Source organism: Vibrio sp. 10N.261.51.A3, assembly GCF_041471965.1.
Taxonomy (GTDB): domain Bacteria; phylum Pseudomonadota; class Gammaproteobacteria; order Enterobacterales; family Vibrionaceae; genus Vibrio; species Vibrio crassostreae_C.
Genome location: NZ_JBFRPK010000131.1, coordinates 1 through 332, shown reverse-complemented (window position 1 = coordinate 332; position 332 = coordinate 1). Strand labels below are relative to the sequence as shown.

General features: G+C 50.3%; 1 protein-coding gene. It reads right to left on the bottom strand.

Going from position 1 to position 332, the window contains the following annotated elements:
• The coding region (locus AB4371_RS21905) for a hypothetical protein (RefSeq protein WP_372150657.1) at positions 1-332 on the bottom strand (332 nt) is incomplete at both ends.

Genomic DNA, 332 nt, shown 5'->3' with positions numbered 1-332 from the left:
AGATTCGTTTCAGATAGTGAGATTGGTGGAATGACATCTATGGTTGGGACATCGCCGTCCGTAATCGTAAGCGTCACTGTCGAGGTAAGAACGTCATCATCGCCATCGCTTGACGTCACCACGATGCTCTTAACGATATCGCCAGCCGAGTGGTCTAAATCGCGGTTCGGCTCAAAGCGCACTTCCCCTTGAGTCGTAATAAACAGTGAGCCTTCGGTGAAGGTAAACTCTTGCTCGGTCGCATCATTCGGGTCTAGAGAGTAAGCGGTGCCGTCATAGGTAAATTGAGTCACACTCGCGCCATCGGCACTTGCGGATGTTAATACATCGAA